Origin of the sequence: Paraconexibacter sp. (assembly GCF_041602235.1) — a bacterium.
Lineage (GTDB): Bacteria > Actinomycetota > Thermoleophilia > Solirubrobacterales > Solirubrobacteraceae > Paraconexibacter.
The window spans coordinates 1-6,883 of sequence record NZ_JBFIGP010000213.1 but is presented as its reverse complement, the minus strand read 5'-3'; the positions used below and the strand labels follow the sequence as shown (position 1 = coordinate 6,883).

Genomic DNA, 6,883 nt, shown 5'->3' with positions numbered 1-6,883 from the left:
GCCGCCGATCGAGACCCAGACGCCCGAGTCGATACCCGGGGACCGTGCCGTAGCCGGCGGCCATCGTCCGCGAAGGAAGCTCGTCACGCCGGACTTGGGTGGGCGCGATCGTGTGGAACGCGACGACCTCGAGGCTGCCTGGTTCGGTCCACACCGTCGTCGCGGAGATCCCGGCGCGCTCGGCGCGAAGCGCCTGTCCCCGGAGCCAGTCGTTCAACCTGGCGTTCCCGCAGTCGAATACCTCGGTCTCGTGCTCGGCGGCGAGCCGCGCCGACCGGTAGATCACGCGCGATCGAAGGCGCGCTTACGGCGCGCGACCTTGCGCAGGTGCGGCGCGCGATCCGCGACGTCGAGCGAGGCCATCAGCGCATCGAACTGCTCGGCCGGCATGACGGTCTGCTCGGCCTGGCTGAGCACGTCATCTGCCGCGCGGGTAGCCGCACCAAGGACGAACGCGGACACCGACACCCGCTCGAGGGCAGCCGCCCGCGAGATCCGAGCCTCGCTCTCGACGTCTGCTCGCATCTCGATTCGCTTCGTGCGTGCGGCCATGAACGCAATGTACGGCAGTTGTACGGAAGTTGCTAGCGGGCCGAAGTGCCGTCTGAGCGACTAGGCCACGTCGAGGAACGTCTCGAAACGCGCGGCGAGGCGCTCGCGGTCGGGACGCTCGGACACTCGCGATGGCTGCAGGATGTGGGCGCCGTGGAAGTGCTGAAGCCCGTTCTTGAGCATCGGGCCGTCGATCTCGTTGAGGAGACGGGTATGAATGTGAACGACGCCGTCTGGGTCGATGCCCAACAGGTTGCGGTCGTAGGCCAGGTGGTGAATGGCGCACAGCGCAAGGCCGTTGTTCACGCTCGCCGAACCGTCGGGGTCGCGGTCCTCGATGATGTGCGCTGCCTGAAGCAGCGACGCTTCCTTCAGCGAACAGATCGTGCAGCGGGTCCGGTACGCCAGGAGGACGGCGCGCCTGAACCGATGTTGATGGAGCCGATAGGCGGCCTCCCGTGTTGCGTACCGCCGGGTCGCCTCGTCGCTGACAAGACCACGTTCGGTGGTGTCAGCGACCGGCAGACCAACCTCGAGCATCGCGGTACGCGTGGTCGCGTCGATCGCCGTGACGAACGCTGGCGCTATCGGCGTGTACTGGCCGGGCGCGATGCCCCGGAAGTAGATGAGCGGCACCGCCCGCTCGTGCGCCTCGAAGAGCTTGCGATTGTCCGCCTCCGACAGTGCTAGGGCTCGATCCGACCCGCGGGCGGCGTCGCGGAAACGGTATGCGAAGCGACCGGTCGCAGGGTCATAGGTGTCCTCGTACGGCGCCTGCTTCCCGGGCTTGGGCGGTGCGGTCACGAGACACAGCGCGGCGGGACCTTGGAGTTCCTTCGGACGGAAGATGCCGCTGTAGAAGGAGCCGAAGCTCACCCGCTGTCCCTGGAACTCGAAGCCGGCTTGGAGAGCGGCCAGGGGGACCAGGTCGGTGTAGCGTCGTGAGAGCTCGCGAGCCCGCTCGAGCGCCGCCTTACGAAGGGCACGGTCGTGATCACTCTCCACGGCGCGAGTATCGCCGCGCGTGTCACGAAATGCGACCGCTGTTGAGCCGCCGGCGCGGCGCGCCTGCTGCTCCCCTACAACCCCAACCGCCCCGCCAGCGCCTGCGCGGGCAGGGCACCCACGATCCGATCCACCTCCGCACCCCCGCGGATCACGACCATCGTCGGGATCGACGCCACGCCGAACCGGGACGCGAGCGCCGGCTCCTCGTCGATGTTCACCTTCACGACCTTGACCCTGCCGGCGTGCTGGGCGGCGAGCTGCTGCAGGGCGGGCGCGATGATGCGGCACGGGCCGCACCACGGCGCCCAGAAGTCCACGAGCACCGGGACCGACGCGGTGGTCTCGGCGGCGAACGTCGCGGTCGTCGCGTCGACGAGCCACGGCAGCTTCGCGTGGCAGCGCCCGCAGGCCGGGGCGCCGGTCGGGGTCGGGTTCAGCCGGTTGCGCTGACCGCAGGCCGGGCAGCTCGTGATCGGGGCGGCGGTGGAAGGCGTGGTCGTGGCCATGCCTCGATGAGACCAGACGCGACACGCCCGCACATCCGCACAACTCCGAACCCCGCACCCGGTGCGCGCCGCAGGCGCGCCCGCCAGGCAAGTGCGCCCGCCCGGCAGACGCGCCAGCGCCCTGACGCGCCAGCGCGACCGTCCGCGCCGCCCACGCGACCGCCCAGGCCACCCGGCGCGCCCACCCCCACCGCCCTACAGCCTCACCGTCCGCCCCACCTCCAACCGCTCCCGCAACCGCACGTCGTGCGTCGCCACGACGACCGCCCCACCCCAGCCGGCGAGGGCGGCCTCGAGCACCTCGAGGGACTCGACGTCGAGGTTGTTGCTCGGCTCGTCGAGCAACAGGACCCCGGCACCGAGCGCCCCGATCACGGCGAGCTCGGCTCGTGTCCGCTCCCCGGACGAGAGCGTCGCAGCGGACCGGTCAGCGTGATCGGCCCCGAGGCCGAACGCTCCGAGCGCCGCGCGTGCGACTTGATCCTCGACGCCCGCCAGCTCGGCGACCGCCGCCGCCAGCGGTCGGTCCTCGGACAGACCATCACGGTCCTGCCCGAGCACCGCGACGCGCACGTTCGCCGCCTGCCATCGCTCTCCGGCCGCCAGCGGCAGCGCACCGGCGAGGGCGGCGAGCACGGTCGACTTGCCACTGGCGTTGGGCCCCCGCAGCTCGACCCGCTCACCAAGGCGCACCGACAGATCCAGCGGACCCAGACGCCAGCTCCCACGCTGCAGCACCCCGGCGGTGAGCGCCAGCACCGGCCCGCCGCCGACGACACCGCCACCTCCCCTGCCACGGCCACCTCGACCGTCCCCACCATCAAGGCCCAGCCGCAGCGTCGGCGCCTGCCACGGCGCGTCGGGCACCTCGATCCGCTGCGCGCGGTCGCCGATCTTCCGAGCCCGCGACTGGCGCTGCTGGGCGCGCATCTCGAAGAAGCGCCGCTGGGACTTGTCGTTGTCGCGCGGGCGGTTGCGGACCGCGGCGATGGTCCCCTGCGCGCGCTGTCGCGTCTGCATCTCTGCCTGCCTGAGCTTCCGACGCCGTCGCAGCGCGTCGTCGTGCGCCGCCTGGGCGCGTGCTCTCGCCGCCTCGCGCGCGGCCTCCATCGCGGCGAAGCCGCCCGCGTGCACCTCACCGCGGCCCGTCCGCGGATCCAGCACGAGGACCTCGTCGGCGACCTCGGCGAGCAGCGTGCGGTCGTGACTGACCACCACGAGCCCGGAGGGGTGGTCGTCGATCACCGACGCCAAGACCTCGAGGCCCGCATCATCGAGATGGGTGGTGGGCTCGTCGAGCAGCAGGCTGTCGTGGCGTGCCGCGACCAGCCCCACCAGACCGGCCCGCGCACGCTGCCCGCCCGACAGGCTCGAGACCGGTCGCTGCAGCAGGTCGCGGTCGAGCCCCAGCCGGTCGGCGGCGACCTCGAGCCGCACCACAGCGTCGGCGCCGCCCAGCGCCAGCCACACCTCCAGAGCCTCCGCGTGCGGCTCGATCGCAGAGAGGTCACCGTCCGCCAGCCGTGCTGCGAGCGCATCGACCCGCCGCTGCGCACCGGCGACCCCGACCCGTTCCAGCAGCACGTCCGCCAGCGACAACTGCGCCGCGCCCCGGACGGCGGACCGGGGCTCCAGCCCCGTGAACAGGCCGACGCTGCCCTCGCGCACGACGCGCCCGGCGTCGGGCGGCTCGGTCCCCGCGAGGATCCGCAGCAGCGTCGACTTGCCGGCCCCGTTGGGCCCGATGACGGCAAGACGGCTTGACGCGCCAACCCGTAGGTCGATGCCGTCGAGGATGGTTCGTGCGCCGCGACGACGGACGATGCCGTGCGCGACCAAGCGTGAAGCAGACAAGAGAGACTCCCAGGCGGTCGAACGAGCGGACAGCCAGCCGCGGCACCGGCACGAAGCCGGGCGGGTCAAGGCGGCGATGGCAGCTCAGACGTTGCGCATAGGAGGCCCGGTGAGGGCCGCGCCCGACGGTATCACGACACGGCGCGCACTCCCACGCCGCGCCGCCTCACCCCGTGTACACGAACACCTCCGCCTTCACGTTCGGATCCCGCGCGAGCGACTTGTCGATCACGCCCTCGAGGTACCAGCGCTGCGTGTTGTACTGCGCGTCGAACGACGGGGCGGCGTCCGGCGGCACGGTGATCGAGAAGGAGAGGTCCTGGTACTGGCCGGCGGGCAGCTCGGTCTTGCCCATGAGCTCGACGCGGGTCTTGTCGTCGATGTCGGAGTTGGCGTCGGGATCGCTGCGATGGCGGCGGAGCTGGACGCGCACGCCGCTGGCCTTGATCGTCTCGCTGGGCGCGAAGGTGAACCGGCCGGTGATCGTCTCGCCCGGGCGCACGACGCGGGAGGACGGCTCGATCGACATCGGCCAGGCCTCGGAGCACTCCAGCGGACCGGTCGCCCACATCGGATGCTGGTCGGCCGGCACCAGCACGGTCAGCGGCGCCTCGGCGCGGGCGTCACGCGCGAGCTTGCGGTCGACGACCGCGCGCACCTTCCACTCGACCGACTTGAAGGCGGTGCCCGGCGCCTCGCGCGGCACGTCGAAGACCGCCTCGACCCCGCCGGTCAGGCCCGAATCGCTGAGGTCCACCTGCTGGACGACCACGATGACATCCGAATGCGTCGTGCTGGTCGTGCGGTCCCCGTCGCTATCGGTCGTGTCGTGCTTGTAGGTGTTGCGGTACAGCAGCTCGATACGGGCACCCTGCGTCTTGCGATCGGGCGCGCCGAACGTCGCGCGTGCTCGGACGGTCCCGCCCGCCACCACCGTGTCGCTGTCGAGCTGGATCTCGACGTCTGGCTTGCCTCCGAACAGTCCCATGTCACCTTCCTGTCGTGGAATGTCGCAGTTGCGATCCTACGTGCCGTCCGTCCGCGCGCACGGTCAGGTGCCCCCGAAGACGGCGGTGCCGCCGTAGCCCAGCGCCTGTGCCCGCTCGTTGCTGACGATCTCGCGGCCGAACGGGCGGATCGACACCGCGAGCAGCCGGAAGTTCGCGAGGCCGAGCGGTATGCCGATGATCGTCAGGCACAGCGCCACGCCGGTGACGATGTGCAGGAGCGCCAGCCACCACCCCGCCACCAGGAACCACAGGACGTTGCCCAGGGTCGACCCCGCGCCCTTGCCCTCCTGCGGGATGACCGCCCGCCCGAACGGCCAGACGCCGTAGAGCGCGATGCGCAGCGCAGCGACACCGAACGGGATCGTGACGATGAGCAGGAAGCAGATCAGCGCCGCGAACGCGTAGCCGACGAACAGCCAGAAGCCGGCCAACACAAACCAGATGATGTTGAGGACCAGGCGCACCGGGCCGCTACCCGCGCCCCTCGAGGAACGCCCGCAGCATCGCCTTCCCGCCGCTCGGCACCGGCGCGCCGTGGGAGAACAGCATCACGTCGAAGTGCAGGATGCCGGGGATGACCTCGTCCATGGCCGCACGCTACCGGGCGCCACCGCCCGCGCGGGCGGCGTCCAGCACGAGCCGCTGCTCGGCCGCCGCCAGCAGCCTCCGCGTCCGCTCCACCGCATCGGGAGTCACGGACACCGCGTCGATCCCGGCCCGCACCAGCAGCTCCGCGTACTCCGGGTGCACCGACGGCGCCTGGCCGCAGATCGAGGTGCGCAGGCCCAGCGACCGCGCGTGCGGGATCAGCTGCTCGAGGTACGCGACGACCGCGCCGTCGCGCTCGTCGAACGTCTCGGCCAGCATCTCGGAGTCGCGATCTGCGCCGAGCAACAACTGCGTCAGGTCGTTGGACCCGATCGAGATCCCGGCGATCCCCAGCTTCGCGTAGCGCTCAAGGGAGAACAGCACCGACGGCACCTCGGCCATCACCCACAGCTCGAAGCCGGGCCGGTCCAGCAGGCCGCGCTGGGCGAACAGCTCGCGGCAGGTCCGCAGCTCGCGCTCTGTCCTCACGAACGGCAGCATCACATGCAGGTTGCGGTGCCCCGCGTCCCACACCTGGGCGATCGCGTCGAGCTCGAGCCCCAGCAGGTCGGGCTCCTTCGTGTACCGCAGCGCGCCGCGGTAGCCGATCATCGGGTTGGCCTCCTGCGGCTCGAACCGCTCGCCGCCGCGCAGCCCGCGGAACTCGTTGGTGCGGAAGTCGATCGTCCGGTAGGTGATCGGCCGGGGCGCGAAGCCCGCCGCGAACGTCGTGAGGGCCTCGGCCATCCGCGCGACGAACTCCTCGGTGCGGCCCTCCTCGATGAGCAGCCGGGGGTGCTCGCCGTCCAGCGCCTCCAGCACCATCATCTCCGCTCGCAACAGGCCGACGCCGTCGACCGGCAGCGCCGCGGTCTTCGCGACCTGCGACGGCTCGGAGAGGTTCACGAGCAGCAAGGTGCCCGTCACGGCCGGCGCGGCGGCGAGCGCACCGCCCGCGGCCTCGGCAGCCGGAGCCGGGGCGCGCTCCGCGCCCTCACGGACCTCCCCGAGCGTCGCGTCGACGGTGACGACCTCCCCCGTGCGCAGCTGCTGCGTGCCCGAGCCGGTGCCGACCACGCACGGGATCCCGAGCTCACGCGAGACGATCGCCGCGTGGCAGGTCATGCCGCCCGAGTCCGTGACGACCGCCGCGGCTCGGCGCAGCATCGGCACCCAGTCCGGCGTGGTCATGTGCGCCACGAGCACGTCGCCGTCCTGCAGTTGCGCGCCGTCGGACGGGGACTGGAGCACGCGCACCGGGCCCGACGCGCGTCCGGGAGCGGCCCCGAGGCCGTGGAGGAGCGACTTGCCGACCGGCCCCGTCGCGACGCTCGCGTCGGCGGTCGCGGGACCGTCCAGCGAGGT

7 protein-coding genes and 1 pseudogene are annotated in these 6,883 nt (G+C 71.9%); all 8 read right to left on the bottom strand.

Annotated features, from left to right (window positions below):
* Window positions 1–286, bottom strand: a pseudogene (locus ABYE80_RS15180) (N-acetyltransferase); the annotation flags it as partial.
* The gene (locus tag ABYE80_RS15175) at window positions 283–552 is read right to left on the bottom strand and encodes a DUF1778 domain-containing protein (protein ID WP_372791129.1); all 270 of its coding nucleotides are present in this window, start codon (window positions 550–552) and stop codon (window positions 283–285) included. The gene ABYE80_RS15175 and the pseudogene ABYE80_RS15180, both read right to left, overlap by 4 nt.
* 60 nt (window positions 553–612) lie before the next feature.
* Window positions 613–1,557, bottom strand: coding sequence for an HNH endonuclease (locus tag ABYE80_RS15170; protein ID WP_372791128.1), 945 nt, complete (start codon window positions 1,555–1,557; stop codon window positions 613–615).
* A gap of 74 nt (window positions 1,558–1,631) precedes the next feature.
* A complete protein-coding gene (trxA, locus tag ABYE80_RS15165; RefSeq protein WP_372791127.1) occupies window positions 1,632–2,066 on the bottom strand; it encodes a thioredoxin in 435 nt (144 codons plus the stop codon).
* Window positions 2,067–2,261: 195 nt separating this feature from the next.
* Window positions 2,262–3,905, bottom strand: coding sequence for an ATP-binding cassette domain-containing protein (locus ABYE80_RS15160; RefSeq protein ID WP_372791126.1), 1,644 nt, complete (start codon window positions 3,903–3,905; stop codon window positions 2,262–2,264).
* Window positions 3,906–4,086: 181 nt separating this feature from the next.
* Complete coding sequence (locus tag ABYE80_RS15155; protein ID WP_372791125.1) at window positions 4,087–4,908, bottom strand: hypothetical protein; 822 nt, start codon at window positions 4,906–4,908, stop codon at window positions 4,087–4,089.
* Window positions 4,909–4,971: 63 nt separating this feature from the next.
* Window positions 4,972–5,394, bottom strand: a complete 423-nt coding sequence (locus ABYE80_RS15150) for a YccF domain-containing protein (RefSeq protein WP_372791124.1) — start codon at window positions 5,392–5,394, stop codon at window positions 4,972–4,974.
* A gap of 133 nt (window positions 5,395–5,527) precedes the next feature.
* Window positions 5,528–6,883, bottom strand: a 1,356-nt coding sequence (locus ABYE80_RS15145) for a putative PEP-binding protein (protein WP_372791123.1), incomplete at its 5' end; no start/stop codon positions are given.

Coding starts and splice junctions, on each gene's coding strand:
- ABYE80_RS15175 (WP_372791129.1), bottom strand. CDS start 552: ATGGCCGCACGCACGAAGCGAATCGAGATGCGAGCAGACGTCGAGAGC.
- trxA (WP_372791127.1), bottom strand. CDS start 2,066: ATGGCCACGACCACGCCTTCCACCGCCGCCCCGATCACGAGCTGCCCG.
- ABYE80_RS15155 (WP_372791125.1), bottom strand. CDS start 4,908: ATGGGACTGTTCGGAGGCAAGCCAGACGTCGAGATCCAGCTCGACAGC.